The organism is Acetobacter malorum, from assembly GCF_001580615.1.
Lineage (GTDB): Bacteria > Pseudomonadota > Alphaproteobacteria > Acetobacterales > Acetobacteraceae > Acetobacter > Acetobacter malorum.
This window is the reverse complement of sequence record NZ_LHZC01000018.1, coordinates 1-2500: the sequence shown is the minus strand read 5'-3', so window position 1 is coordinate 2500 and position 2500 is coordinate 1. Positions and strand designations below refer to the sequence as shown.

Genomic DNA, 2500 nt, shown 5'->3' with positions numbered 1-2500 from the left:
ATAGGGCGTTTAGTTGCTGGCAGAAGACCCGAAACCGAGTGATCTAGCCATGGCCAGGCTGAAGGTGCGGTAACACGCACTGGAGGGCCGAACCCACGCCTGTTGAAAAAGTCGGGGATGAGCTGTGGCTAGGGGTGAAAGGCCAATCAAACTCGGAAATAGCTGGTTCTCCGCGAAATCTATTGAGGTAGACCGTCAGGAATTTACCCCGGGGGGTAGAGCACTGGATGGGCTAGGGGGGCCCAAAGCCTTACCAAACCTAACCAAACTCCGAATACCCGGAAGTATTAGCCTGGCAGACAGACAGTGGGTGCTAAGGTCCATTGTCGAGAGGGAAACAGCCCAGACCACCAGCTAAGGCCCCTAAATCGTGGCTAAGTGGGAAAGGATGTGGGGATTCCAAAACAACCAGGAGGTTGGCTTAGAAGCAGCCATCCTTTAAAGAAAGCGTAATAGCTCACTGGTCTAATAGAAACCCTGCGCCGAAAATGTAACGGGGCTCAAGCCACGTGCCGAAGCTGTGGGTGCATATCTATGATATGCGCGGTAGCGGAGCGTTCCGTAGGTCTGTGAAGGAGGCGGGGTGACCCCCTCTGGAGATATCGGAAGTGCGAATGCTGACATGAGTAGCGACAAACAGTGCGAGAAACACTGTCGCCGAAAGTCCAAGGGTTCCTGCGCAAGGTTAATCCACGCAGGGTTAGTCGGCCCCTAAGGCGAGGGCGAAAGCCGTAGTCGATGGGAATCAGGTGAATATTCCTGAACCTGCCAGAAGTGACGAATGCAATATGTTGTCAGTCCTTATCGGATTGGACTGGCTTTTGGCGCATTCCAGGAAATAGCTCTGGCATATAGACCGTACCCGAAACCGACACAGGTGGACTGGTAGAGAATACCAAGGCGCTTGAGAGAACGATGCTGAAGGAACTAGGCAAATTACTCGTGTAACTTCGGGATAAGCGAGACCCGTTAGTGGGCAACCATTGGCGGGTGGCACAGACCAGGGGGTAGCGACTGTTTAGTAAAAACACAGGGCTCTGCGAAGTCGAAAGACGACGTATAGGGCCTGACGCCTGCCCGGTGCCGGAAGGTTAAGAGGAGGTGTGAGAGCACTGAATTGAAGCCCCGGTAAACGGCGGCCGTAACTATAACGGTCCTAAGGTAGCGAAATTCCTTGTCGGGTAAGTTCCGACCTGCACGAATGGCGTAACGACTTCCCCGCTGTCTCCAGCATCGGCTCAGCGAAATTGAATTCCCCGTGAAGATGCGGGGTATCCGCGGTCAGACGGAAAGACCCTATGAACCTTTACTGCAGCTTTACAGTGGCATCAGAGACATTCTGTGTAGGATAGGTGGGAGGCTTTGAAGCGGGGGCGCCAGTTCCCGTGGAGCCATCCTTGAAATACCACCCTGAATTTTTCTGATGTCTAACCGCGGTCAGTTAGCCTGATCCGGGACCCTGTATGGTGGGCAGTTTGACTGGGGCGGTCGCCTCCCAAAGTGTAACGGAGGCGCGCGATGGTGGGCTCAGGCCGGTCGGAAACCGGCTGTTGAGTGCAATGGCATAAGCCCGCCTGACTGCGAGAGTGACAGCTCGAGCAGAGACGAAAGTCGGCCATAGTGATCCGGTGGTCCCGCGTGGAAGGGCCATCGCTCAACGGATAAAAGGTACTCTAGGGATAACAGGCTGATCTCCCCCAAGAGTCCACATCGACGGGGAGGTTTGGCACCTCGATGTCGGCTCATCACATCCTGGGGCTGGAGCAGGTCCCAAGGGTTCGGCTGTTCGCCGATTAAAGTGGTACGTGAGCTGGGTTTAGAACGTCGTGAGACAGTTCGGTCCCTATCTGCCGTGGATGTTGGAGATTTGAGAGGATTTGTCCCTAGTACGAGAGGACCGGGATGAACATACCTCTGGTGCACCGGTTGTCGCGCCAGCGGCACCGCCGGGTAGCTAAGTATGGACGGGATAACCGCTGAAAGCATCTAAGCGGGAAACCCACCTCAAAACTAGATCTCCCTGAGAGCCGTGATAGACCATCACGTTGATAGGCCAGGTGTGGAAGCGCAGTAATGCGTGTAGCTAACTGGTCCTAATCGCTCTATAGGCTCACTCTCATACTGTCCCCTTAAAAGGACAGCCCGTGCACAGAAATCATCCATGCACGCGTCACACACAAAAAACTCTCTCTTTACCAACCGCATCCACACCACCCCACTCAGGGTGGACTGGATGACCTGGTGGCCATGGCGGGGAGTGATCCACCCGATCCCATCCCGAACTCGGCCGTGAAACCCCCCAGCGCCTATGATACTGCGGCTTAAGTCGTGGGAAAGTCGGTCGCCGCCAGGTCTTCCAGTCTACCCCAATCAACACCACCGCGGGGTGGAGCAGCCCGGTAGCTCGTCAGGCTCATAACCTGAAGGCCGCAGGTTCAAATCCTGCCCCCGCAACCAAAATCCCTTAAAACTTAATCAAAAACTCTTAGCCCGACGCAGT

The 2500-nt window shown here is 55.1% G+C and carries 1 tRNA gene and 2 rRNA genes (1 of these 3 cut by a window edge); all 3 read left to right on the top strand.

Going from position 1 to position 2500, the window contains the following annotated elements:
• A 23S ribosomal RNA gene (locus AD930_RS00180) occupies window positions 1-2118 on the top strand (it extends 624 nt beyond the left edge of the window).
• Window positions 2119-2237: 119 nt separating this feature from the next.
• Window positions 2238-2353, top strand: a 5S ribosomal RNA gene (gene rrf, locus AD930_RS00175).
• A 27-nt stretch (window positions 2354-2380) separates the two neighbouring features.
• A tRNA-Met gene (locus tag AD930_RS00170) sits at window positions 2381-2457 on the top strand.
• The last annotated feature ends 43 nt before the right edge of the window (window positions 2458-2500 follow it).